Annotated in this window: 24 protein-coding genes; 10 read left to right on the forward strand and 14 right to left on the reverse strand. The window is 56.2% G+C overall.

The features are described from left to right. Positions 1 to 18 precede the first annotated feature (18 nt). The 5 genes from FHW16_RS17835 to FHW16_RS17855 all read right to left on the reverse strand — a co-directional run bounded on the left by FHW16_RS17835 (position 19) and on the right by FHW16_RS17855 (position 7345). Positions 19 to 1614, reverse strand: a complete 1596-nt coding sequence (locus FHW16_RS17835) for a peptide ABC transporter substrate-binding protein (protein WP_182550624.1) — start codon at positions 1612 to 1614, stop codon at positions 19 to 21. A gap of 191 nt (positions 1615 to 1805) precedes the next feature. Further along, the gene (locus FHW16_RS17840; protein ID WP_182550625.1) at positions 1806 to 3401 is read right to left on the reverse strand and encodes a peptide ABC transporter substrate-binding protein; all 1596 of its coding nucleotides are present in this window, start codon (positions 3399 to 3401) and stop codon (positions 1806 to 1808) included. A gap of 312 nt (positions 3402 to 3713) precedes the next feature. After that, on the reverse strand, positions 3714 to 5192 hold the full coding sequence (locus FHW16_RS17845; RefSeq protein ID WP_182550626.1) for a cryptochrome/photolyase family protein: 1479 nt from the start codon (positions 5190 to 5192) through the stop codon (positions 3714 to 3716). A 3-nt stretch (positions 5193 to 5195) separates the two neighbouring features. After that, complete coding sequence (locus FHW16_RS17850; protein WP_182550627.1) at positions 5196 to 6020, reverse strand: DUF1365 domain-containing protein; 825 nt, start codon at positions 6018 to 6020, stop codon at positions 5196 to 5198. Continuing rightward, the gene (locus FHW16_RS17855; protein WP_182550628.1) at positions 6017 to 7345 is read right to left on the reverse strand and encodes an NAD(P)/FAD-dependent oxidoreductase; all 1329 of its coding nucleotides are present in this window, start codon (positions 7343 to 7345) and stop codon (positions 6017 to 6019) included. Before FHW16_RS17855 ends, FHW16_RS17850 begins: the two co-directional genes overlap by 4 nt. 155 nt (positions 7346 to 7500) lie before the next feature. On the opposite strand from FHW16_RS17855, the gene FHW16_RS17860 reads away from it, so the two are divergent. From FHW16_RS17860 to FHW16_RS17875, 4 genes are all read left to right on the forward strand, one after another. Then, positions 7501 to 8163 carry a sigma-70 family RNA polymerase sigma factor gene (locus FHW16_RS17860; RefSeq protein WP_210278188.1) on the forward strand — a complete coding sequence of 221 codons (663 nt, stop codon included), beginning with the start codon at positions 7501 to 7503 and terminating at the stop codon, positions 8161 to 8163. A 5-nt stretch (positions 8164 to 8168) separates the two neighbouring features. Next, positions 8169 to 8816 carry a ChrR family anti-sigma-E factor gene (locus FHW16_RS17865; protein ID WP_182550629.1) on the forward strand — a complete coding sequence of 216 codons (648 nt, stop codon included), beginning with the start codon at positions 8169 to 8171 and terminating at the stop codon, positions 8814 to 8816. 1 nt (position 8817) lies between these two features. After that, the gene (locus FHW16_RS17870) at positions 8818 to 9687 is read left to right on the forward strand and encodes an alpha/beta hydrolase fold domain-containing protein (RefSeq protein WP_182550630.1); all 870 of its coding nucleotides are present in this window, start codon (positions 8818 to 8820) and stop codon (positions 9685 to 9687) included. A gap of 98 nt (positions 9688 to 9785) precedes the next feature. Then, positions 9786 to 10583 carry a DUF1295 domain-containing protein gene (locus tag FHW16_RS17875; protein WP_182550631.1) on the forward strand — a complete coding sequence of 266 codons (798 nt, stop codon included), beginning with the start codon at positions 9786 to 9788 and terminating at the stop codon, positions 10581 to 10583. 21 nt (positions 10584 to 10604) lie between these two features. On the opposite strand, the gene FHW16_RS17880 is transcribed toward FHW16_RS17875, so the two are convergent. Genes FHW16_RS17880 through FHW16_RS17890 form a run of 3 tightly spaced genes read right to left on the reverse strand, consistent with a single transcriptional unit; the run spans position 10605 to position 13705 of the window. Continuing rightward, the gene (locus tag FHW16_RS17880; protein ID WP_182550632.1) at positions 10605 to 11018 is read right to left on the reverse strand and encodes a DUF2177 family protein; all 414 of its coding nucleotides are present in this window, start codon (positions 11016 to 11018) and stop codon (positions 10605 to 10607) included. A gap of 45 nt (positions 11019 to 11063) precedes the next feature. Further along, complete coding sequence (locus FHW16_RS17885; protein WP_182550633.1) at positions 11064 to 12689, reverse strand: cisplatin damage response ATP-dependent DNA ligase; 1626 nt, start codon at positions 12687 to 12689, stop codon at positions 11064 to 11066. Continuing rightward, positions 12689 to 13705: a ligase-associated DNA damage response exonuclease gene (locus tag FHW16_RS17890; RefSeq protein ID WP_182550634.1), complete on the reverse strand. Its 1017-nt coding sequence runs from the start codon at positions 13703 to 13705 to the stop codon at positions 12689 to 12691. The genes FHW16_RS17885 and FHW16_RS17890 overlap by 1 nt, the downstream gene beginning before the upstream one ends. Positions 13706 to 13819: 114 nt before the next feature. Here FHW16_RS17890 and FHW16_RS17895 point away from each other — a divergent pair, with 114 nt between their 5' ends. Both FHW16_RS17895 and pdeM read left to right on the forward strand, forming a co-directional pair. Continuing rightward, on the forward strand, positions 13820 to 16339 hold the full coding sequence (locus FHW16_RS17895) for a ligase-associated DNA damage response DEXH box helicase (RefSeq protein WP_182550848.1): 2520 nt from the start codon (positions 13820 to 13822) through the stop codon (positions 16337 to 16339). Between the two features lie 26 nt (positions 16340 to 16365). Beyond that, complete coding sequence (gene pdeM / locus FHW16_RS17900) at positions 16366 to 17052, forward strand: ligase-associated DNA damage response endonuclease PdeM (RefSeq protein ID WP_246711846.1); 687 nt, start codon at positions 16366 to 16368, stop codon at positions 17050 to 17052. A gap of 6 nt (positions 17053 to 17058) precedes the next feature. Here the strand turns inward: pdeM and FHW16_RS17905 are convergent, their stop codons facing one another. The 3 genes from FHW16_RS17905 to FHW16_RS17915 all read right to left on the reverse strand — a co-directional run bounded on the left by FHW16_RS17905 (position 17059) and on the right by FHW16_RS17915 (position 18129). Next, positions 17059 to 17340 (reverse strand): type II toxin-antitoxin system RelE family toxin, encoded by a 282-nt coding sequence (locus FHW16_RS17905; RefSeq protein ID WP_182550636.1) that lies wholly within the window; start codon positions 17338 to 17340, stop codon positions 17059 to 17061. Further along, the gene (locus FHW16_RS17910; protein ID WP_182550637.1) at positions 17330 to 17575 is read right to left on the reverse strand and encodes a type II toxin-antitoxin system Phd/YefM family antitoxin; all 246 of its coding nucleotides are present in this window, start codon (positions 17573 to 17575) and stop codon (positions 17330 to 17332) included. Before FHW16_RS17910 ends, FHW16_RS17905 begins: the two co-directional genes overlap by 11 nt. A gap of 92 nt (positions 17576 to 17667) precedes the next feature. After that, positions 17668 to 18129: an Lrp/AsnC family transcriptional regulator gene (locus FHW16_RS17915; protein WP_182550638.1), complete on the reverse strand. Its 462-nt coding sequence runs from the start codon at positions 18127 to 18129 to the stop codon at positions 17668 to 17670. A 120-nt stretch (positions 18130 to 18249) separates the two neighbouring features. Between FHW16_RS17915 and hppD the strand changes: the two genes are divergently transcribed. Genes hppD through FHW16_RS17930 form a run of 3 tightly spaced genes read left to right on the forward strand, consistent with a single transcriptional unit; the run spans position 18250 to position 20427 of the window. Beyond that, positions 18250 to 19362: a 4-hydroxyphenylpyruvate dioxygenase gene (gene hppD / locus FHW16_RS17920; RefSeq protein WP_182550849.1), complete on the forward strand. Its 1113-nt coding sequence runs from the start codon at positions 18250 to 18252 to the stop codon at positions 19360 to 19362. A 55-nt stretch (positions 19363 to 19417) separates the two neighbouring features. Then, a complete protein-coding gene (locus tag FHW16_RS17925) occupies positions 19418 to 19642 on the forward strand; it encodes a hypothetical protein (RefSeq protein ID WP_182550639.1) in 225 nt (74 codons plus the stop codon). A gap of 59 nt (positions 19643 to 19701) precedes the next feature. Next, positions 19702 to 20427 carry a nucleotidyl transferase AbiEii/AbiGii toxin family protein gene (locus FHW16_RS17930; protein ID WP_182550640.1) on the forward strand — a complete coding sequence of 242 codons (726 nt, stop codon included), beginning with the start codon at positions 19702 to 19704 and terminating at the stop codon, positions 20425 to 20427. On the opposite strand, the gene maiA is transcribed toward FHW16_RS17930, so the two are convergent. Genes maiA through hmgA form a run of 3 tightly spaced genes read right to left on the reverse strand, consistent with a single transcriptional unit; the run spans position 20424 to position 23403 of the window. Continuing rightward, entirely contained in the window at positions 20424 to 21068 is a 645-nt protein-coding gene (maiA, locus tag FHW16_RS17935; RefSeq protein WP_182550641.1) for a maleylacetoacetate isomerase, read from the reverse strand. The genes FHW16_RS17930 and maiA overlap by 4 nt on opposite strands. Next, complete coding sequence (locus FHW16_RS17940) at positions 21065 to 22090, reverse strand: fumarylacetoacetate hydrolase family protein (RefSeq protein WP_182550642.1); 1026 nt, start codon at positions 22088 to 22090, stop codon at positions 21065 to 21067. Before FHW16_RS17940 ends, maiA begins: the two co-directional genes overlap by 4 nt. After that, complete coding sequence (gene hmgA / locus FHW16_RS17945; protein ID WP_182550643.1) at positions 22087 to 23403, reverse strand: homogentisate 1,2-dioxygenase; 1317 nt, start codon at positions 23401 to 23403, stop codon at positions 22087 to 22089. Before hmgA ends, FHW16_RS17940 begins: the two co-directional genes overlap by 4 nt. Positions 23404 to 23510: 107 nt before the next feature. On the opposite strand from hmgA, the gene FHW16_RS17950 reads away from it, so the two are divergent. Further along, positions 23511 to 23978 (forward strand): MarR family winged helix-turn-helix transcriptional regulator, encoded by a 468-nt coding sequence (locus tag FHW16_RS17950; protein ID WP_182550644.1) that lies wholly within the window; start codon positions 23511 to 23513, stop codon positions 23976 to 23978. The last annotated feature ends 14 nt before the right edge of the window (positions 23979 to 23992 follow it).

Consider the following 23992-nt stretch of genomic DNA (forward strand, 5'->3'; position numbering starts at 1 on the left):
AGGGCAGCGTGAATGCGGTTACTGTTCAAGGCTCAGATACTTGCTCAAATGATCATTGGTACCGTTGTCCTTCCAACCCTTGACCCGGTTGGACACCAGCCAGAGTTGTCCGAAGTTCATCATCGGAGCGACCGGCTGATCGCGCAGGACCAGTGCTTCGGCCTCATGCAGGATCTTGGAACGGGCTGCCGGGTCCTTTTCGTCATAGGATTTCTTGACCAGGGCATCGAATTCCGGATTGTTCCAGCGGCCATAGTTGAACGTCGTGTTCGTGCTCAGATTGATGACCATGAAGTTCTCGGCATCGGCATAATCCGCCGTCCAGCCGGCGCGCGCCACGTTGAACTTCCCGCCCTCTTTCAGATAAGCGTAGTGGGCACTGATGTCGTTCTGCAGCAAGGTGACATTGGCGCCGAACGTCTTCTTCCACATATCGGCAACGGCGATCGCGACGCGTTCGTGATTGGGATTGGTGTTGTAGCGGATTTCAATGTTGAGCGGCTTGCCCCCCTCGCCATAACCCGCCTCCTTCATCAGTTCGAGTGCCTTGTCTTCGCGATCAAGCTGCGACATGTCTGCGAAGTCGGACTTGGCTGGTTCGCCATAATTGGCAATACCAAGCGGCACGAGGGAATAGGTCGGAATCTGCGCGCCTTTGTAAATTTCCTTCGACAGGAAGTCGCGATCGATGGCCATCGACAGCGCCCGGCGGACGCGCACATCGCTGAATGGTTCGACACGGGTATCGAAGGAATAGAAATAGGTCGACAGTGCCGGGGTAATGCGCACCTGATCGCCCATGGATGCGCGCAGGCGTTCGATCTGGTCGGCCGAAAAGTTGTAGACGAGGTCCATTTCCTTGGCCTCGAAGCGGCGCACGGCCGCCGCCTGATCCTCGGTCGGGTAGAAGATCACCTTGTCGAGTTTCACATCGGCGGCGCCCCAGTAGTCCGGGTTCTTGGCAGCGGTGAGATGATCGTTCTGTACGTGTTCGACAAGTTCGAATGCACCGTTGGAGACGAGTTTGCCGGGCTTGATGAACTCGGCTCCGTTCTTTTCGAGACTTGCCTTGTTCACCGGCAATGCGGTCTGGTGCGCCAGCAACTCCACGAAGAACGGTGTCGCGCGTTCCAGGGTAATTTCGAGCGTCTTGGCATCGAGCGCTTTCATGCCCATCTGATCGACAGGAAGTTCGCCCTTGTTGATCTTTTCCGCATTCTTGATGGGATAGAGCATATTGGCATAGCCTGCGGCTGTCTTCGGCTCTTCAACACGCTTGAACGAGAAAATGAAGTCATCCGCGGTGACAGGCGACCCGTCAGACCAGTTGGCGTTGGCGCGGATCTTGAAGGTATAGACCGTGCCGTCGTCGGATACGGTCCAGCTTTCCGCTGCGCCCGGTACAATCTTGCCAGCCGGATCATAGCTGGTCAGGCCTTCGTAAAGGTCTTTGAGGATAAATGCCTCGATTTCAAGCGAGGTCTGTGACGGATCAAGTGTCTGCGGTTCGCCGCTGTTGCCGCGATGCAGAACCGCTTCGGCGAGCGCCGGGCTTGCCAATAAAAGCGATCCGGCAAGCAATGCGGCGGTAAAATTGAACTTCACAAACGTCATCTGTTTGTCTCCTCACCGTTTAATGGTCAGTGATCGGTATGAAATGGCAATGTCTGTCCGTTCACTATCCGGTGAAAGGATAGTGTCGGATGGATCAGGTTTTTGAATTTGCGATCGGAGAAAAGGCACATAACGAGCCGGGCAAATGAGAGACGCGCAACCTGCGGGTGCAGATTGCGCGTCAGACTTTGCTATTCAACGCTGAGATATTTGCTCAGATGCTCGTTGTTGGCGTTGTCGCCCCAGCCCTTGACCTTGTCGGCCACGAGCCAGAGGTTCGCGTCATTCATCAGCGGTGCGATCGGCTGGTCGCGCATGATGAGCGCTTCTGCTGCATGCAGGATCTTCGAGCGTTCCGCCGGATTACGTTCATCGTAGGACTTCTTCATCAGGGCATCGAATTCCGGGTTGGAATAATGGCCATAGTTGAAGGTCTTGTTGGTGCTGACATTGAGGTTGAGGAAGTTTTCCGGATCCGCATAATCGGCGGTCCAGCCTGCACGGGCGACGTTGAACTTGCCGCCTTCCTGAAGATAGGCGTAGTGCGAGGAGATATCGAGATTCATCAGCGTCACATTGGCGCCGAAGGTCTTCTTCCACATATCCGCAACAGCCGTCGCCACACGCTCGTGGTTCGGGTTGGTGTTGTAGCGGATTTCGATGCTCAAAGGCTTGCCGCCTTCGCCGTAACCCGCTTCCTTCATCAGCTTGAGTGCTTCGTCTTCACGGTCGAGCTGGGATTTGTCAGCAAAATCGGCCTTGGAGGGCTCGCCATAGTTTTCCATTCCTGTCGGAACAAGGGAATAGACCGGCAATTTGGTGCCGTTGTAAATGTCCTTGGCAAGGAAGTCGCGATCGACGGCCATCGAGAGGGCACGGCGCACACGTACATCGTCAAAAGGCGCTGTGCGGGTGTCGAAGGGATAATAATAGGTTGCCAATGCCGGGGTCACGTGGACCTGCTTGGGATTGGCTGCGCGCATGCGCTCGATCTGGTCGGAGGAGAAGTTATAGACGAGGTCCAGTTCACCTGCTTCGTATCGTCGGACGGCGGCTGCCTGATCTTCCAGGGGATAGAAGATGACCTTGTCCAGCTTGACGTTGCCTGCATCCCAGTAATGCTCGTTCTTGGCAACGGTCAGATGGTCGTTCGGCACATGCTCAAGCAGCTTGAACGCGCCATTGCCCACCAGTTTGCCCGGTTTGACGAAATCGGCACCATTCTTTTCAAAGCTGGCCTTGTTGATCGGCAATGCGGTCTGGTGCGACAGCAGCTCGATGAAGAAAGGAGTCGGACGTTCGAGCGTGATTTCCAGCGTCTTGGCATCCACTGCCTTCACGCCGAGTTCTTCGATCTTGGCGGTGCCCTTGTTGACCTTTTCAGCATTCTTGATCGGATAGAGAATGTTGGCGTAGCCAGCTGCGGTCTTGGGGTCCTCGACGCGGCGCATCGAGAAGACGAAATCTTCGGATGTTACCGGCGTGCCATCGGACCAATTGGCATTGTCGCGCAGCTTGAATGTATAGACTGTGCCGTCATCGGATACTTTCCAGCTTTCAGCGGTACCAGGAACAATCTTGCCGTTGGCATCATAGATCGTCAGGCCTTCGTAGAGGTCCTTGACGATGAATGCTTCGATATCGATGGAGGTTTGCGACTGATCAAGGGTCTGCGGTTCACCGCTGTTGCCGCGATGCAGCACGGCTTCTGCCAGTGCAGGGCTTGCGCCGATCATCAGCGATCCAAGCAGCAGTGCCGCACGGAGGTTGAGTTTCATAAATGACATTTTTTAGTCCTTCCCCTTTGAAGAATTATGAAGGCATGAACAAAAGCCAAAATTTGGCCAAACGCAAGCCGTCGATTTTCCGAATTATGCGAATTATGCGAGTCGACGAAATATGCTAAATCGAGTTAAGAGTAGGAATGAGCAGCGTTTTCAGGCTGTTTGGACCACAGGCCAATTTTACGGAAACGTCAAAAAAATTGTGCACGATGTGGACCACTGGGCCAATTCTCGCCATTTTTTGATCCAGAATCGGCGCTCAGACCGCGTCGCGGTGTCCGCATTCAGGTTTTTCACAAATTTTAACTTTGACCTTTAGAACGCTTCCGACCCCTTCCGGATACGCGCGTAGGCGATCAGCGCCTGCTGTCTCGCGGCCTGATGGTCCACCAGCGGGTGGGGGTAATTGCCACCCAGAACAACGCCTGCTTCCATTAGAATGTTCTCGGGTGCAAGCCACGGCACGTGCAGGAATTTATCCGGGAGATTTTTCAATTCCGGAACGAACGCCCTGACGTAGTGTCCCATGGGATCAAACTTGTCTCCCTGCAACATGGGGTTGAAAATGCGGAAGTAAGGAGCGGCGTCCGCCCCCGATCCGGCGACCCATTGCCAACTGGTTGCATTGCTGGCCGGATCGGCATCTACAAGCGTATCCCAGAACCAGGCCTCGCCTTTGCGCCAGTCGATACGCAGATGCTTGATCAGAAATGATGCGGTGATCATGCGGACGCGGTTGTGCATCCAGCCGGTTTGCCAGAGTTGCCGCATGCCTGCATCGACGATCGGATAACCTGTCAGACCGCGTTGCCACGCCTGCAGGTCGTCGGCCTTGTTCTGCCAGGGAAACTCGTCGAAAGAGGCGTTGTAATTTCTGGTCGCAAGATGGGGATTGTTGAACAGGAGATGGTACGAGAATTCCCGCCAGCCGATTTCCTTGCGGAATTTGTCGGTGCCCTGCCCTTCAGCGGCGAGATCAGGCGCTTTCAAGGCATGCCATATCTGGAAGGGTGTAATCTCGCCATGGGCAAGATGCGGAGAAAGCCGCGAGGTGGCTTCAACAGCCGGTTTGTCGCGATCATTCCCGTAATAACCAATGGCATCGTCAAGAAACGCCGCCAGCTTGTCCTGCGCGCCCCGCTCGCCGGGAGTCCAGTCCGCGGCAAATCCCTTTGCCCAATCGGGGTTCTCAGGCAGAAGCTGCCAATCTTTCAGGCGATCGGAGGTTGTCGGCCCGTCATAGGGTTTCAGGCCATCCGGTGCGGATACCGGGTCACGCGGGTCGGGGCCTGCACTGAATGCGCGCCAAAAGGGTGAGTATACCCGATAAAAGCCGCCGGTTCCCGTCTTGAACAGATATGGTTCATGCAGGAGGTGCCCGTCAAAACTTTCGGCAGTAAGACCGCGGCGGCCAAGTTCAGATTTGAGGTTCCTGTCTGTGTCGACGCCCGGAGGATCGTAGCGCCTGTTCCATAAAACCATATCGGCAGCAGTTTCATCCAGCAGCCGGTCAACAATATTCTGTGTTGCACCGCGTTTGAGAAGAAGCGTGGCACCAAGGGCTTTCAATGATGTTTCGAGTGCTGTCAGCGAATGATGCAGCCACCATCTCCGCGCTCCGCCGACGGGCCGCACGTCGTCACTGTGCTCATCCAGAATGAATACGGGTATGACGGGTTTTCCCGTTTGTGCCGCTGCGTAGAGAGCCCTGTTATCGTTCACCCGCAGGTCATGCCTGAACAGGAGAACAACAGGAGCATCTGATGTCAACGATTGCTGTTCAGCCATGGGCATCGGTCATTTTGAGAACTGGATATCACTTTTTGTCCGTTGCGGAATAATTGTCCGGGTTTGAATGGGTGTTTGCGGCCGGGGTTTGATGCGAACACCCTTCACCCGGATCCATAGAGCTTCCCAATGGATGCCTGCAATGACCTTGAGTGTCAGCAAGGGATAGCCGAAAAACAGTTTCAACAAATTCCAGTCGCTGAATTCGCGCCGTTGTCCTGCAAAGGCTGTTGCGATGATCAATCCATCCTGATCGCTGGCATTGATGACGACAGATGCACTGCTGGATGGCCGCGTGATGGTGAAATCATAATCCAGCGCCATGTCCATGAAAGGTGAGACGTAAAACTCCTTCCGGCATTCCTGATGCAGCGGTTTGCCGTCGTCCGTATCATCCAGCTGAAATACGTAGCTGTGACGCTGGCCGAACGTATTGTTCACCTCGTAGATCAGGGCCTTCAATGTGCCATTGACGTCATGGCAGAAATAGACGCTCAGGGGGTTGAAGACGTAGCCCAGTATTCTGGGCATTGTCATCAGCTTGATCGGCCCTCCATCGGGTACCATCCTCGCCTCGCGCAGATGGTTTTCAACATATGCGCGCAGGTCAGAACATCCTGCAGCAGCGTCAAACTTCGAACCGTGATCCCGGTCGAAGAAACTGAAGAGATTGAAACGGTTGTGCGAGAACCACCGGTTGGTCAGCGCAATGCCTTTTATCTCGTCTATATCAAGCAGCATGTAGAACATGCGGTAACGCAGAAAATGCCGCTTGGGACGCATGCGCCTGTGCGTAACCCTGCCCGTGTAAATTGCCGAGAGGAATGCACTCATGCTGCAACCTTTCCTGGCTCGGGGCGGTTTTGACGATAGATGCGCCCGGATTCATCGACAATATTCCACGGTCTGCGCAAGCCGCCGAGATCTTCCGCCACCGCGAGGCCCGACTGCAATCCGTCCTCATGGAATCCCGCACCAAAATATGCGCCGCAGTACCACGTGTTGTGCTGGCCCTGCATCTGCCAGAGTTGTCTTTGTGCCTGCATCGCGACGCCGTCGAAAATCGGGTGGGTATAGGTCTCCGTATGAAGAATTTTTTGCGGGTCGGGCTGATACTGCGGATTGAGCGTGACAAAGAACTGACGGTCGGTGTCGAGCGGCTGCAATCGGTTCATCCAATAGGTGACACAGAGTTGGTTGCCGGTGCTGGCTTCGCGGCGTTGCCCCAGATAGTTCCAGCTGGACCAGACAGCGCGCCGTTTGGGCATGAGGGTTTCATCTTCATGCAGGACGGCCCGGTTCACCGAATAGCGGAAGGCCGAAAGAAGATTTGCTTCCATGGGGGTCGGGTCAGACAGGAGCGCCAGTGATTCATCGGCATGACTGGCCAAGACGACATGATCGAAAACGTGTGTTGTTCCGTGGATGTCCGTGACAGCGGCGTTGCCCTTGCCCCGCCGGATGGATGCGGCTGCACAACCCGTCCGGATCCGGTCCCCATATCGCGCTGTCAGGCGGTCGACATAGGCACGGCTGCCACCCCTGACCGTGCGCCAGAGCGGCCGGTTGGCAAGCTTCAGCAGGCCATGATTGTCGCAAAAGCGGATGAAAGCCTCCGCAGGATACTCCAGCAGGGTCGACGCCGGTGCTGACCAGATAGCTGCCGCCATAGGAAGAAGATGGTCATCGCGGAAGGCGCGCCCATATCCCTCCCGTTCCAGAAAATCACCCAGGCCGAGCAGGCCAAGCTTGCCCGCATGTGCCGGTGTCTCACGATAGAAACGCAGCAGATCGCGCAGCATCATCCAGAAACGGGGATTGAACAGGTTTCGTTGCTGGGCAAACAGGCCGCTGAAACCCGTGCCGGAATATTCCAGTTTCCCGCCGTCAAGGGATACCGCAAACGACATGTCCGACGCTGCTGTTTCAACGCCGAGATGATCGAACAGAGCGATGAGATTCGGATAGGTATTTTCATTGAAAACGATGAAACCGGTGTCGACGGGAATAGGTTTCTTGCCTTTCTGATCGACAAGGAAAGTATTGCTGTGACCGCCCACGCGTGCTTCACGTTCGAATACGGTCACTTCATGGTTCTGGGAAAGAAGCCACGCGGCCGACATGCCCGAAATACCCGATCCTATAACGGCAATTTTCAACGATGTTCTCCCGTGTCCATCATGTGGAAACAACCGGGATCAGGGTGATCAGCCGTTGTTTCTTTCAACATCAGTGCATACGGTGGAAATACGGAGTTGGATCATGATTAGTTTCGGCACTGATCCGATTACGGAGTATGTGCGTACTGAGCGGTATGAATGACCTCGGAACCTTCACTCTCGGCGATTTCCACAGGACATGGCAACGCATTGGGCGCGGCCTGCTTTCGCGCGGCAAAAGAGAGCCGGCAATCAGACGTTCTGTTCCGGCAATGACTGAGCCGGCCGATTATTCCGCAATGATTCTTCATATCGCACAGAACGGCGACAAGGTGGCCTTTGCCGACCTTTTTGGTTATTACGCACCACGCATCAAAGGATTTTTCATGCGTGGTGGCATGGCACCCGGTCCAGCGGAGGAACTGGCACAGGAAACCATGCTGACGCTCTGGCGCAAGGCTCATCTGTTCGATCCCGCCAAGGCATCGGCTTCGACCTGGATTTTCACCATCGCCCGCAATTTGCGGGTCGATGCCATCCGGCGTGAGCGTTACCCTGCGGTGCATCTCATGGAAGAGCATGAGCCCGAGCCTGAACCTTCTCCGTCAGACGAGCTGCTGCGGCTGGAAAGCGAAACGCGGGTTCGCGCAGCGATGCAGAAACTGTCGACGGATCAGAGGAACGTCATTCATCTGCACTATTTTGATGACAAGCCCCACAGTGAGATTGCCCGGGCATTGGATTTGCCGCTGGGAACAGTTAAATCGCGGCTGCGGCTGGCGATGCAGCATCTCAGAAATCTGTTGGGCGAGGAATAATTGATATGAACCGTCGCCCCTCCGATGAAATTCTGATGGCCTATGTCTCGGGTAAGCTTGCACAAGGACCGGCACTCGTCGTCGCGGCGCATCTGTCGCTGTGTCCCGAAAGTGCCGAGCGGGTGCATCAGTTCGAAGCCGCTGGAGGTGTCATGCTCGAACAGGCCCCCGTTGTGGAACTGGCCCCGGATGCGCTGGAGAAGGTTCTTGCGCGGCTTGATGCATCATCCCCAACACAGGTTCTGCCGCCTGTCCGGCATCTGGCTGACATGCCGGACGGCCTCGTCCTGCCGTCTCCGTTGCAGCAGTATGATATCGGCAAATGGAAATTTCTGGCACCTGGTGTGCAATGGAGCTCCATCGGCAAGGGAGGAGCCCGCCGCAACCGGCCCATGCTGCTGCGTTCAAAGCCCGGCATGGTTCTGCCCGAACACACCCACAATGGTGTTGAATATACGCTGGTGCTCAAAGGCTCGCTGCACGATGCACAGGGCGACTACTTTCCGGGCGATCTTATTGTTGCCGATGCCAGCCTTGAACATGAGCCCGCCGCTGGCCCTGAAGAGGAATGTATTTGTCTCGCCGCCGTGGATGGCCGCCTGCAGCTGAAAAGCCTGCTCGGTCGTCTCGTTCAGCCACTGCTCGGGTTTTAACGTGCGCACACTATCCCGTCTGTTGACGCTGCTGTTCATGCTGATTGCCCTTGCCGGATGTTCGGCCGGGAAATTGCTGGATATCACCACATCATCAGGTGGTGCGCTGGTCACGCGGAACATTGCCTATGGTGCGGACAAGAGACAGACGCTGGATGTCTATGTTCCCAAAAATGTCAGGGCCGCACCGGTCGCAATCTTCTTCTATGGCGGAACTTGGCAGAATGGTGACAAGGCCACCTATGCATTTGTTGCCTCGGCGCTCGCCGCCAAAGGTATCGTGACGATTGTACCCGATTACCGGCTTTATCCCGCTGTCCGGTATCCCGCCTTTGTGCAGGACGGTGCTGCGGTCGTGCGCTGGTCCAGGGATCACGCAAGAACCTATGGCGGCGATCCCGACAAGATTTTTGTCATCGGGCATTCGGCTGGCGCATACATTGCCGCCATGCTGGCGCTCGACAGACAGTGGCTCAACCGGGAAAAACTCAATCCGCAGCGCGCTCTGAAAGGATTTGTCGGCATTTCCGGGCCTTACGATTTTCTGCCCTTCGACGATAAGACGGTGGCCGATATTTTCAGCCCGGCCCGAACACCCGAAGCAACGCAACCCGTCAATCAGGTTCGCTCCGGCAACCCGTCGGTGCTGCTGTTGCATGGGCAGAGCGATGATGTCGTCTATCCAAGCAACAGCATCGCGCTTGCAAAGAAGCTTCGCGCCGTTGGTTCGCAGGTTGACGTGAAGCTCTATCCGGGAGTGGGCCATATCGGCATTATCGGCGCAATGGGGTCGCCCCTCCGGTTCATCGCACCGACGCTAAATGACACGGCAAATTTCATTCTCGGACGGCCGGACAAAAATGGGTTCTGACTTCGTTGTGATTTGCTGAATCAAAAAATCCTGTATGCTGCAACCGTCCCGCCTTCTGAACATCAGCCAAATTTTCCAATGAGCAACAGGTAAAGTGCATGACAGCAGTGGTCATTCTTGTAATTGCGGCTGTTGCCTTTTGCTTCGTCATGGCGTGTGCCTTTCTGGTGCAGCGCCTGACCGGCAACAATGGATGGGCTGATACCTTCTGGTCGTTCGGTGTGGGTATTATCGGGACAGTTTCCATCCTGATGTCGAACGATATGGTCTCGCCATCACGCAAATGGCTGGTCGTCGTCCTGCTCGCACTCTGGTCGCTGCGGTTGGGCGGGCATATTCTGTCACGTACGCTCAGAAGCAGCGATGATCCGCGCTATGCCCGGTTGCGCAAGGAATGGGGCAGCGCGGCTAACGCGAGGATGTTCTTCTTTCTGCAAAGCCAGGCATTCGCAGGTATTATTCTTGTTATCAGTGTCTACATTGCTGCGGCCCGACCAGACATCGAATTGGAATTCCCGGATTATCTTGGGCTTGGCATTATGGTGATAGCTCTCACAGGGGAGGCGATTGCCGACTGGCAGCTACGGCAGTTTGCACGCCATCCCGCCAATCACGGCAAGATATGCGAGACTGGCCTCTGGCGCTGGTCACGCCATCCGAACTACTTCTTCGAATGGCTCGGATGGGTGTCCTATGTGCTGATCGCGGCGGATTTCGATGGTGATTACGTACATGGCTGGCTGACGCTTGCAGCGCCCGTTCTGATGTATGTGCTGTTGCGCCATGTCTCGGGTGTGCCACCTCTTGAAGACCATATGCTGGCTTCACGTGGTCGGGCGTTCCGGGACTATCAGCGTCGCACGAGCATTTTCTTTCCCATGCCACCTCAGAAATGAGATGATAAAACAGCACTTAACCTATTGAAATTTTACCAATAGCCACTGTGTGAACAGGAAGCTCGTTGTTGCCGATAGGGCTGATATGAACGTGCCCCAGCCCATATCGACAATCGTCACCGCCGTGGACCATTGTTTGAGCGTCGCTTGATTGGTCAGGTCATAGGTTGCATAGGCCATGAAGCCGAAAAGCGCCCCATAGATGAGAGCCGTTGTCCAGCGGCCGTTCTCCAATGCGGGGCTGACCGCAAAGATCACGATACCGGCGACAAAGATCAGGTAGAATGCGATCGCGGCAGGATAATTGACTTCAGTTGCCATGACATCTGGAATCCGGCTGCGGTAGAAGCTGGTTGCCATGGTGCTGAGCCATACGAAATCGACAACAAGGAACAGTACGGCAGTCGAGATGTAGGCGATGGCGTATTTGAGCATGAAAGATCCTTTTCCAGCCTTATACGCCCTTCTCTCCAGTATGGATCAATCGACGGGATCGGAATCGCGCAGCAGGGCTTCCAGAGTTTCCAGCCTGTCCGCCTCGATCGGCGGCTTGTCCCAGCGCAGGCGGGAGATGCGGGGAAAGCGCATGGCAACACCGGACTTGTGCCGTTTTGACCGGTTCAATCCCTCAAAAGCCACTTCCAGCACAAGACCGTGGTTCGGCTCTGCCCGCACCGAGCGCACCGGGCCGAAGCGTTCGGTGGTGTTGTTGCGCACATAGGCATCGAGCTGTTTCAACTCCTCATCGGTAAAGCCGAAATAAGCCTTTCCGACCGGAACAAGATGCGGATCATCTTCCGGGCCGGTCCAGACGGCAAATGTGTAATCCGAATAGAAGCTGGAACGCTTGCCGTGGCCGCGCTGGGCATAGACAAGAACAGCGTCGATGGTAAAGGGATCGCGTTTCCACTTGAACCACGGCCCTTTTGGTCGTCCAGGCACGTAAGCAGAATCGCGCCGTTTCAGCATCAGCCCTTCGATCACAGGATGCGGTGGGTTCTGACGCATTGCGACAAGGTCGTCGAACGTGGTGTACGGCACGAGCGGCGACAGATCGAAACGAGTGGAATCGAGATCGGAGACAAAGCGCTCAAGCCTTTGCCTCCGTTCAGCAAAAGGCAATGCCCGGATGTCTTCATCGCCGTCAATCAGCAGATCGTAAAGCCGCACGAATGCCGGATGGCTCTCCATCTGTTTGGCCGAGACAACTTTCCGGTTGAGACGCTGCTGCAAATCGCCGAAGGCACCGATTTCGATGGTCTCGTCCAGGCTGCGGGCAACGAGCAGTTCGCCGTCCAGCGTTCCCTCGAAAAGCATGGCGTCGGCAATATCGGGGAAGGCATGGGAGATATCGTCGCCCGTACGCGAATAGATGCGATGCTGGCCGGCTTCCGCGGTCAACTGCACGCGGATGCCGTCCCACTTCCACTCTGCCGCATAATCTTCTGCAATGATCTTCGCGTAGTCCGGCTCTTCGAGTGGGGTCGAAAGCATGACAGGCCGAAATGGGGCTGCCGCGAGACTTACCGGCTTTTCGGCCTTTCCTTCAAGCCAGGCGAACAGGGATTGATAGGGCGGCTTCAATCCGTGCCAAAGCTCTTCGATCTCGGTGACATCGACTTTGCCGAACTCTGCGAGTGCCTGCTTGGCCAGCCGGGCGGAAACGCCGATGCGCAGGCCGCCGGTCACCAGCTTCAGCAAGGCATAGCGGGCGGAAGCATCGAGCTGGTCGAGCCATTTTTCCACGAGCCTGATCGCATCGCTGCGTGACGCGCGCGACAGCGAGGCGACAACATCACCAAGGGTGGGGATGGCGTTGGCGCGCGACGGTTCCTTCGCTGACCAGACCAGGGAAATCGTCTCGGCGAGATCGCCGACATAGTCATAGGAATAAGCAAAGAGCTGCTCGTCCATGCGCTCGGCGACGAGACCACGCAGCATGGCCGGTTTGACATTGGCGATGTCGAGATCGCGCGTGATGGCCGCAAGGGCAAGGCCGCGGTCCGGGTCCGGCGTCTGCCTGAAATAATCAACGAGCAGCGTGATCTTGCCGTTGCGTTGCGGCGTGAGCACAAGCCTGTCGAGTAGGGCCGCGAATTCCCGCATCAGTTCCCCTCGTCTTCATAGCCGACCAGATGCAGCGGCCGGGCGGCAAAACCATTGAGATCGCACCATCTGACGAGCGCCTCCTCGCGCCCGTGGGTCACCCAGACCTGGGAGGGGGCCAGTTCATTGATCGTGCTTGTAAGCTCATCCCAGTCGCAATGATCGGATAGAATGATTGGCAGCTCCACCCCCTGCTGGCGCGCACGCTGGCGAATACGCATCCAGCCCGAGGCAAAGCATGAAACAGGATCGGGAAAACGCCGAGCCCAGCGGTCCTGAAACGAAGACGGCGGCCCGACGACGACGCTACCGGCAAAATCCTGCGGCGTACCGGTTTCAAGTGTCGCCGGGGACAATGGTCCAAGATCGATGCCCTGTGACTCGTAATATTCACAGAGCTTTGTCAGGGCGCCGTGGATGTAGATTGTCCTGTCATAGCCTGCATCCCGCAACATGCGGATAACCCGTTGCGCCTTGCCCAGTGCATAGGCGCCCACGAGGTGCGAGCGCTCCGGAAACTGTTCGATGGATTTCATCAGCTTGGCAATTTCGTCCCGGGCGTCGGGATGACGAAATACCGGCAAAGCGAAGGTTGCTTCCGTAATGAACACATCACAGGGAACGGGTTCAAAACCGATGCAGGTTGGATCGGGTGCGCGTTTATAGTCACCGGAGCAGACGATGCGCATGCCGTCTTTCTCGACAGCAATCTGGGCTGAGCCAAGCACGTGGCCCGCAGGATGAAAACTAACCTTTATACCATTGATCTCGCTGACAGTTCCGAGCTCTGCCGTCTGCGTCGTTCCGGCAAAATCGTCGCCATAGCGTATCCCCATGATATCGAGTGTCTGCTGCGTTGCCATGACGTGTTGGTGGCCGGATCTCGCGTGATCCGCATGGCCATGCGTTATCAGAGCGCGCTCGACCGGACTGACGGGATCGATATGGAAATCCCCTGCGGGAGAATAGAGACCTGCTGGTGTTGATCGCAAAAGCGCCTCGGGACGGGTCAGCATTGTTCACTCCACCTTTCTGCACCAACGAAGATAGGCAGCATTTGGCTCCACGCAAATGCCGAAACCGCGAAAGAAAACTTGGCGCTTTCATTCCACGCCATTACATTCGCTCCTGTGAGCATCAAGACCAAGCCCCTTTTCTCCGACGGCAGTTCTCTCCTGCCAAAACCTTTCCTGGACTGGTTTCAGGCCAAGGGTTGGGCTCCCCGTGCGCATCAGCTGGAATTGCTTGAAGAAGCGCAACAGGGCCATTCGGCCCTGCTCATTGCGCCGACGGGTGCGGGCAAGACATTGGCTGGCTTTCTACCGGCGCTGGTCGATCTGGCCACACGCGGCAAGAGCAACAATGCCAGCCGGGGCGTTCACACGCTCTATATCTCACCGCTCAAGGCGCTGACCGTTGACATCGAACGCAATCTTGCCAGACCCATCGAGGAAATCGGGCTCGACATCACCATCGAAACACGTACCGGGGATACACCGGCCTATAAGCGGCAGCGCCAGAAGCTTGTTCCCCCCGATATTCTTCTGACCACGCCGGAGCAGCTTGCCCTTTTGATCGCCAACAAGGATGCCGGGCGGTTCTTCTCGGATCTGCGCTATGTCATCTTCGATGAGTTGCATTCGCTTGTCACATCCAAACGCGGACACCTCCTGTCGCTGGGACTGGCGCGGCTGCGTATTTTGCAGCCGGGCCTGCAAACCATCGGTCTTTCCGCGACCGTTGCCGATCCGGACGCCTTGCGGCGCTGGTTACTGCCGCAGCTGGAGGGCGGGCTCATGGCCAGCCTTGTCAAGGTGGAGGGTGGTGCCAAACCCCATATCACCATTCTTGAAACGTCAGACCGTATTCCCTGGGCCGGGCATTCGGCCGTTTATGCGTTGCCGGGCATCTATGAAGCGATCAAACGGCACCAGACGACGCTGATTTTCGTCAATACCCGCAGTCAGGCGGAGCGTCTGTTCCACGACCTGTGGATGGCAAACGACGATAATCTGCCGATCGCGTTGCATCACGGTTCGCTGGATGTCAGCAAGCGGCGCAAGGTTGAAGAGGCCATGGCCAGCAATGCGCTGCGGGCGGTCGTCGCCACCTCGACCCTCGATCTCGGCATCGACTGGGGCGACGTCGATCTCGTCATTCATGTCGGTGCACCGAAGGGCGCGAGCCGATTGGCGCAACGTATTGGTCGTTCCAACCACCGGATGGACGAGCCCTCGCGCGCGATCCTTGTTCCGGCCAACCGTTTCGAGGTGATGGAATGTCAGGCGGCACTGGATGCCAATTATCTTGGCGCCCAGGATACGCCGCCTCTCGGTGATGGTTCACTGGATGTGCTTGCCCAGCACGTTCTGGGCATGGCTTGCGCTGAACCGTTTCATGAGGATGCTCTTTTCGAAGAGATTACGACGGCCCTGCCCTATGCGGGCTTGCCGCGTGAAACGTTTCACCGGATTATCGATTTCGTCGCCACGGGTGGTTATGCCCTGAAAAGCTATGAACGCTTTGCCAAAATCCGCCAAACTGCGGATGGCACATGGCGCGTGACGCACCCGCGCGTAGCTCAGCAGTACAGGCTGAATATTGGCACAATCATTGAAGCTCCCAGTCTCAACGTTCGCCTGACCCGCCAGCGCGGCAAGGGCGGCAATGCGCGTGGCGGTCCGGTGCTTGGAAAAGTGGAAGAGTCGTTTCTGGAGGCCCTGTCCCCGGGTGATACGTTCTTCTTTTCAGGGCGGGTGCTGCGCTTTGAAGGCATTCGCGAGAATGAATGTCTTGTTTCCAATGCGGAAGGGTTTGATGCAAAGATACCCGCCTATGCGGGCGGAAAGTTCCCGCTGAGCACATATCTTGCTGATCAGGTGCGCTCCATGCTTGCCGATCCGGATCGCTGGGGTGCCCTGCCCGATCAGGTCAGTGACTGGCTGAGAATCCAGGCGGAAAAATCGGTGCTACCCGATCCCGGCAGCCTGCTGGTCGAAACATTCCCGCGCGGTGAACGCTATTACATGGTGATCTACCCCTTTGAAGGGCGGCTTGCGCATCAGACACTTGGCATGCTGCTGACCCGGCGGCTCGAACGGGCCAAGGCCCGGCCTCTCGGCTTTGTCGCCACGGATTACGCTTTGTCGATCTGGGGCCTGCGCGACATGGGCCGCATGTCCAGAAAGGGCGAGCTGCCGCTTTCCGAGTTTTTCGATGAGGACATGCTGGGCGATGATCTGGAGGCGTGGCTGTCCGAAAGCTGGATGCTCAAGCGTACATTCCGCAATTGCGCGCTGATCTCCGGACTTGTCGAGAAACGCCACCCCGGTCAGGAAAAGACCGGGCGGCAGGTGACCGTCTCGACGGATCTCATCTATGATGTTCTGCGCACGCATGAGCCCGATCACATTCTCATTCAGGCCACGCGGGCCGATGCGGCCACCGGGCTTCTCGACATTCGCCGTCTTGCCGATATGCTGGCACGAATCAAGGGTCACATCATCCACAAGGAGCTCGACCGGATATCACCGCTCGCCGTGCCTGTGATGATGGAGATCGGCAAGGAGCGTGTTCCGGGAGAAGCGCATGAAACGCTGCTCGAAGAGATTGCTGATGAACTGACCCGCGAGATGATGGAGCGGAAATGAATCTGGCGGTTCACGCAACGCGGACAATGCTGCACGGCGCGGTCGAGACCGATATTGCCGGCCATGCGGCTATTTGTGATCCGTCCGGTGCGCTTTATCTGGAAACCGATCGTATTCTGATCGTCTCGGACCTGCATTTCGAAAAAGGTTCATCCTTCGCCCGGCGCGGCATGATGCTGCCGCCCTATGACACCGCCTCCACATTGAAAGCATTGTCGGCGAGCATCGCCCGCTATCAACCCGCATGCGTCATCAGCCTCGGTGACAGTTTTCACGATGGCGATGCGGCGGCGCGCCTGCCCGCGATCTATGCCGATCAGCTGGCGGCCTTGATGCATGGCCGTGACTGGATCTGGATAACAGGCAATCATGATCCTGATCATCCGGCGGACCTGCCCGGCGAAACCTATACCGAGCTGGCCTTTGGCGCATTGGTGTTCCGTCACGAACCTTCAAAGACCGCATCGCGGGGCGAAATCGCCGGACATCTGCATCCGGCGGCAAAGGTGGTAAGGCGCGGTCAGGCGGTACAGCGACGCTGCTTCGTCACGGATCACACGCGCATGATCATGCCAGCCTTTGGCGCCTATACCGGCGGGCTGAACATTCTGGGCAGGGCCTTCCATGGATTGTTCGACAGCAACAGCCTCAAGGCCTATATGCTCGGCCATGCCAGGGTTTACCCCATGCTGCGCAAGACGCTGTATCCTTGAAATACTCTAGCGCTTTCTGGCGCGTTCATAGACTTCGCCGCGTTCCCGTTTCCCGACGGCAACAACGAGTACGGTGATAGTTTCGTCATCTACACGATAAACGAGCCGGTACCCCGCTTGTCGAAGCTTGATCTTGTAATGATCGGGCATGCCATGTAGGGCAGCGCTGGATATACGAGGAAGTTCCAGTCTTTCTCTCAGCTTCTTAACCAGTTGCTGACGTACGGTTGCTCCCAGCTTATCCCATTCCTTGCGCGCAGATGGGAGAAATTCGAGCTTAAAGGTCATCGATGTCGACCGGAGTGCCCTTTTCATCCGAACGGGATTTGATGATTTCGGCCAGATGGATATCGTCCAGTCGATCAAGCATGGCTTCGTAAACCTCAGCCGGGACCATATAGGCCATGACGCGATTATGATTGAGGACGGCGATGGCTTCACCCTGTGCCTCATTCATGATGGCGGTCGGACTTTTTTTCAGGTCCGATACGGTCACCACCACAGAGGCTTCAACACGCTGCATGGTAATCTCCATTGTGTACGAAATATCATACTTATATCAGTATAATAATCCGTTCTATTTATAAAGCTTTAATTGAGGATTGTCGTGAAGAGTCAAATCGGCAGCTTTCCATCTTCCTTCAGCGTGTCCAGCACGATGGCGGTTTTGACGTTCTGCACGGATTCATGTGGCAGGAGCACTTCATTGACGAACGCCGAAAGCGCGCGCAGATCCGGTGTGACCACCTTGATGAAATAATCCATCTCCCCGGTGAGGGCATGGGCTTCCATCACCTGCGGCAGTTTTGAGATAAGATCGGAAAAGCGGCGCGCATTGTCCCTGTTGTGGGTAGCAAGCGTGACGGAGATGATGTTGACAATGCCAAGGCCGAGCTTTTCGCGATCAATTTCCGCCCTGTAACCGCGAATGAACCCCTCCTCCTCGAGGCGCGAGCGGCGGCGGGAGCATTGGGAAGCCGATAAATTGATCCGCTCGGAAAGTTCGTTGTTCGTGAGTCGCCCGTCCTCCTGCAGTGAAGACAGTATTTTGCGGTCAAACACGTCAAGATGCTCCATTCATGCTCTCTTTTACATTTATATGCACAAAGTATGCAAATTATGCCCATGCAGAGCGTTTAAATGCAAGCACTTTGCATCCCGTTTGCGCGATAATGGTGGGAGCCAGAGGAGGATGTCATAGGCCCATTTCCGCACGACGCACCGGTAGCCACGATCAGCAAGGATAATCCCGCCGGGACTGATGGTTTTGAGTTTGTCGAGTTCTCGCATCCGGAACCGGAAAAGCTGGAAGAACTCTTCACGCGCATGGGCTACAAGCCCGTTGCACGGCATCGCAGCAAGAACATAACGTTGTGGCGCCAGGGTGACATCAATTACATCCTCAATGCTGAACCCAATTCGCATGCGATGAAATTCGTCGGTGAACATGGCCCGTGCGCGCCGTCCATGGCCTGGCGCGTGGTGGATGCCAAGCATGCCTTCGATCATGCTGTTGCCAAAGGTGCGACGCCCTATACAGGCGATGACAAGACACTCGACGTTCCGGCCATTGTCGGTATTGGCGGATCGATGCTCTATTTCATTGAAAAGTATGGCGAGAAAGGCTCGGTCTATGAAGACGAGTTCGAGTGGCTGGGCGAGCATGACCCCAAGCCTGAGGGCGTCGGTTTCTATTATCTCGATCACCTGACCCATAATGTCTATCGCGGCAATATGGACAAGTGGTGGGCGTTCTATCGGGAACTGTTCGGCTTCAAGCAGATTCACTTTTTCGACATTGCCGGCAAGCTGACGGGCCTCGTTTCGCGTGCCATCACCTCCCCCTGTGGCAAAATCCGCATTCCGCTGAATGAATCCACGGATGACAAGAGCCAGATCGAGGAATATCTGCGCAAGTACAAGGGTGAAGGTATCCAGCATATCGCCGTCGGCACGGAGGCGATTTACGACGCGACGGACAAACTGGACGCCAATGGTCTCAAATTCATGCCAGGCCCACCAGAGACCTATTATGACATGTCGCATGAGCGCGTGCATGGCCACGACGAACCGATCGACCGGATGAAGAAGCATGGCATTCTCATTGACGGCGAAGGCGTAATCGATGGCGGCATGACAAAAATTCTGCTGCAGATTTTCTCCAAGACCGTCATTGGGCCGATTTTCTTCGAATTCATCCAGCGCAAGGGTGACGAAGGCTTTGGCGAGGGCAATTTCCGCGCTCTGTTCGAGTCAATCGAAGAAGACCAGATCCGCCGTGGTGTTATCAAGGTCGCTGCCGCGGAATAACGTACAATGGGGCGGGCTATAAATTGGGCTCATTGTGCATTATATTGAGTGCATGATGACTGCAGCTTTTGTAGCCCCTATCGTTCCTGCCGATTTTCCCGAGCTGAAATTGCTCGCGTGGAACAGGGACGTTGCGCGTCCAATTCCCGCTGAAGAAGTGTTTGAACTGTATGAGCGCAATTGGCGTTTCGTCGATGCCGAGCACCTGACCACCCGTGAAGCAAAGCTCATTCGGGAGCTGACGCGGGTTTTCGGTAATGGTGTATTGCTGATTTCCTGACTTTTCCATCCATCGCGGTTCCTGCATAGTGCAGGAGGGAAAAACGTGATCGGAAAGTTATGCGGGAATTCAAGAGGCAGGAACATCGCGTCATCATTGAAGCACTTGGGCTGATGGATCATGCGTTCCTGTTTGCCAATCATTGCTGGTTTGGTGGTGGTACGGCGATCGTTCTCAAGCTTGGTGAATACCGGCAATCCCTGGATGTTGATTTTCTCTGTTCCGATGCGGATGGATACCGTGAACTGCGTTCAGCCGCAGTGGAGAAGGGAATTCGCGCGTTTTTCCCGAAACCGGTTGAATCCTTGCGCACCTTCAAGATTGATCAATATGGCTTGCGGACTGCCTTGCTGTTGCAAGGTCAGACCATCAAGTTTGAAATTATCCGTGAAGCCCGCATTGAGGTGCAGGGCCATCTGGACGATCAACTCGGTGTTCCCACATTGGTCCCTGCGGATATGTTCGCTGAAAAGCTCCTGGCGAATGCGGATCGCTGCCAGGACCGGTCGATTGCTTATCGTGATGCGATTGATCTTGGAATGTTGATCAGAGGCTATGGGTCCATTCCCGATGCGGCTGTCCAAAAGACTACAAAGGCCTATGGCCAGGACATCAAACGCAAACTCGTGTGGGTCGTGAACAGACTTCAGGACGCGGAAGAACTTCGCCATGCCGCTGATGTTCTGAACATGAACATAGAGGATGCTTTTGAGGGAATTGCTGCCCTAAAAAGCGACGTGGCCCGCATATGGCCGGAGAGGCCAAGCCCCAAGAGAGGTCTTTAGCCTTCAGGTTTGGCTTTATCCGGATGGGCGGCTGAGAAAGCCTTGAGTTTTTCACAGCGCCTGGAGATGGCATTCACCCGTTTCAATCCCGAGATATCAGCACCCCAGCGGCGTGCATTGTAAACCTGCGGAACCAGGCAGAAATCGGCCATGCCCGGTCTGTCGCCGTGGCAGAACTTGCCGGTATCCGAGTTGTCCAAGAGCCTTTCGAAGGCCTCCAGCCCTTCCGCGATAAATTTCTGCATCCAGGCGCTGCGCGCTGCATCGCCGTCCCCGGTGATATCCATGACATGCGTAACAACGTTCATGTTGCAGACCGGATGTGTCTCCATGGCAATGGCATAGGCGAGCGCGCGTACGCGCTGCCTGCCTGCAGGATCGGGCGGGAGAAATACCGCATCAGGATAAATCTCGTCCAGATACTCGATTATGGCCAGAGACTGGGTCATCATCCGGCCGTCCATGGCCAAGGTCGGAACGAGGCCTTGTGGGTTGCGGCTCAGATTATCCGGTTGTTTGTGTTCACCCTTCAGCAAGTTGACCGGAACAGTTTCGTATTCCAGCTTGAGGCTTTGCAGCGCTATCCGCACCCGGTAGCTTGACGATGAGCGCCAATAGTCAAAGAGGATGAGCCCGCTCATCGCTCATTGTCCGCTTCATAGCGCATCACCTGTTGCTCGATGGCACCGAAAACGGAGTGGCCGGCACGATCCTTCATCTCGATGCGCACCGTGTCGCCAAACTTCATGAATGCCGTCTTTGGCGCGCCATGATTGATCGTCTCGATCATGCGGATCTCGGCGATGCAGGAATAACCTGCTCCACCTTCCGCGACGGGTTTGCCCGGTCCGCCGTCCAGCTTGTTGGAAACGGTGCCGGAACCAATGATTGCGCCTGCTGACAGCGGACGGGTTTTCGCAGCGTGGGCAATGAGCGCGGGGAAATCAAAGGTCATGTCGACCCCGGCATTGGCGCGGCCGAAGGGCTTGCCATTGTAGTCGACGCTGAGCGGCAGGTGCACCTTGCCGCCATCCCATGCGTCGCCCAGTTCATCCGGGGTGACGGCAACGGGGGAGAAGGCGGAAGAGGGTTTTGACTGGAAGAAGCCGAAACCTTTGGCAAGTTCAGCCGGGATCAGTCCACGCAGGCTGACATCGTTGACGAGCATGATGAGACGGATCGCCTCACGCGCCTGATCTGGCGTCGCACCCATGGGTACATCGTCGATAATGACAGCCACTTCACCTTCCATGTCGATGCCGTAGGCTTCATCGGCCATGACGATCGATGCGCGGGGGCTGAGGAAACTGTCAGAGCCGCCCTGATAGATCAGCGGATCGGTCCAGAAGCTTGCAGGCATTTCCGCCCCGCGAGCCTTGCGTACCAGCTCGACGTGGTTGACGTAAGCCGATCCATCTGCCCACTGAAAGGCACGTGGCAATGGCGACAGCGCCTCATGTTCATGAAAGCGCTCCGAGGGAACAGAGCCGTGGTCGAGGCTCTCGGCCAAAGCTTCCAGATGCGGGGCAATGCGCGCCCAGTTATCGAGAGCCGATTGCAAGGTAGGTGTGAGAAACGATGCATCGGTGAAGTGGGTCAAATCCCTGGATACGATGACGAGTTTGCCGTCCCGTGTCCCGTTGTTCAAAGATGCAAGTTTCATTCGGACCAGTCTCCTTCAGGTGTTCCATTGAACCGCTTTTTCAGGTCCGTCCAGCAATCGGCATAATTGTCCTGCAGCGATTCCAGTTCGGCCGCAAATCGTGTCAGATGCTGCGGAAAACGGGTTTCAAACATGAAAGCCAAGGTGTTCTCCAGCTTGTGCGGCTTGAGTTCCACGGTCGATGCCTTGTTGAAGCCCATCGTATCCGGTCCGTGCGGCAGCATCATATTGTGCAGGCTCATGCCTCCGGGAATGAACCCCTCCTCCTTGGCGTCATACTGACCATAAACCAATCCCATGAATTCGGACATGATATTGCGATGGTACCATGGCGGACGGAAACTGTGTTCGGCAACGAGCCAGCGTGGCGGGAAAATGACGAAATCCACGTTGGCTGTTCCCTCTTCGCCCGAAGGCGCCGTCAGCACGGTAAAGATCGACGGATCGGGATGGTCAAAGAGAATGGCGCCTACGGGGGAAAAGGTGCGCAGATCGTATTTGTACGGTGCGTAATTGCCGTGCCAGGCGACCACATCGAGTGGTGAATGGCCGAGGCCCGTCTCATAGAACTTGCCGCACCATTTCACATGCAGACGGCACGGCGTTTCCTTGTCTTCATAGGCTGCAACCGGCGTCTTGAAATCGCGTGGATTGGCCAGACAGTTGGCACCGATCGGCCCGCGATCCGGCAGCGCGAATTTTGCGCCGTAGTTCTCGCAGATATAGCCGCGAGCTTCACCATCAAGCGCAGCAACCTTGAACACCATACCGCGCGGGATGATGCAGATTTCCGAAGGCTCGATCTCGATGATACCCATCTCCGTGAACACCCGCAGACGGCCCTTTTCCGGCACCAGCAGCATTTCGCCATCGGCATTGAAGAAATAATCATCCTCCATGTCACGGTTGAACGCATAGACATGGGCAGCCATGCCGACCTGACCGTGCACGTCGCCAGCCGTCGTCATGGTATGGATGCCATCGATGAAATTTACCGGTTCTGATGGCATGGGTGTCGGGTTCCAGCGCAACTGGCCGATAGGGAGTTCGTGATCGTCGAGATTGGGAGCGGTCTTCCAGTCTTTCCGTACTGCCGGTGTGAACCGTCCCGAATGCTTGACGGAAGGACGGATACGGTAAAGCCAGGACCGCTCGTTGATGCCGCGCGGTGCAGTGAAGGGGGACCCGGACAGCTGTTCCGCATAGAGGCCATAGGCACAGCGCTGCGGCGAATTCTGGCCCTGCGGCAGTGCGCCGGTGAGAGACTCGGTTTCAAAATCATTGCCGAAGCCCGGCATGTAGTGAAGGGTCATGATCAATCCTCCCGATCATTCGAAGATGCAGGTGCAAAATGCAACCGATCTATTTAGTTGCATTTGTGACGATCTTTTTTGTAACTATCAACGGCAAAGGAGTTCAAATGACTGGGAAACAGAATGAGGAGGCTGCGCCGCCGCTGGTGCTGGAGGATTTCATACCCTACCGGCTGAACAAAGCTGCGGAGGCGATCAGCCGGCGTTTTGCCAGCCAGTATCGCGATGAATACGGCCTGACGCGACCGGAGTGGCGCACACTGGCAACACTCGGCCAGTTCGGGGCATTGTCGGCCACGGCTATCGGCGCGCATTCGTCCATGCACAAGACGAAAGTCAGCCGCGCGGTGTTTTCACTGGAGCAGCGTCATTGGCTCAAGCGCAAGCGTGATGAAGCCGACCGCCGCACGGAGCATCTGGAGCTGACACCCGCCGGACGCAAGGCGTATCAGCTCCTTGCCACGATGGCCCACAACTATGAGACAGAGCTTTTTGCCAGACTCGGCGAACGCGGCGCCAAAGAACTGAAAGCGGGGTTGTCGGCGCTGGAAGCCTACTACCGGCAGGGACGGTAGTAGCAGGTTGCATG

Source organism: Phyllobacterium myrsinacearum (assembly GCF_014138285.1).
Lineage (GTDB): Bacteria > Pseudomonadota > Alphaproteobacteria > Rhizobiales > Rhizobiaceae > Phyllobacterium > Phyllobacterium myrsinacearum_A.